Origin of the sequence: Halorubrum sp. SS7 (genome assembly GCF_005435055.1) — an archaeon.
GTDB classification, from domain to species: Archaea; Halobacteriota; Halobacteria; order Halobacteriales; family Haloferacaceae; genus Halorubrum; species Halorubrum salinarum.
The window spans coordinates 1-471 of record NZ_SGXV01000049.1 but is presented as its reverse complement, the minus strand read 5'-3'; the positions used below and the strand labels follow the sequence as shown (position 1 = coordinate 471).

1 protein-coding gene is annotated in these 471 nt (G+C 55.4%); it reads right to left on the bottom strand.

Features of this window, described 5'->3' with window-relative positions; all coding sequences use genetic code 11:
- Positions 1-163: 163 nt before the first annotated feature.
- On the bottom strand, positions 164-471 hold a 308-nt coding region (locus tag EXE44_RS20325; protein WP_199241239.1), incomplete at its 5' end, for a hypothetical protein.

The following is a 471-nucleotide window of genomic DNA, read 5'->3' as shown; positions in this document are numbered from 1 at the left end:
CGCCAGGGATGGCTCTGACGGCAAAGAACACGATTGTTGCAACAATGTAGATTACCACCAGCGCGTGAGCGACTCGCTTGGCGATATAGCGACGCATCCCCATTACGGATCACCCCTAACGAGCCAGGTTGACATCGCCCGAGCTGTCAGTGTGAACAGCATGTTACTCCTCGAGGTAGGCGCGATGGAAGTTGCTCAAGCCAATCTGGTTGCCTACATTTTTGAGCTGTGTCACGCTCCCTTTCGGAGTGAGGGGGAACGTCGTCATCGCGAACGGCGCGTCTTCGAGGAAGATTTGCTCGGCCTCTCGGACGTATTCGATCCGTTCGTCCTGGTTCGGTGTATTGAATGATTTTGAAAGCGCTTCGTCGAAATTCTCGTTGGAGTAGAGGTTCTTTTGCCACGCACCCGAGGATCCCTCCTCCATCGGCGTGCGGAGCTGTTTCCACCACGCCATCCACGGGTCGATGT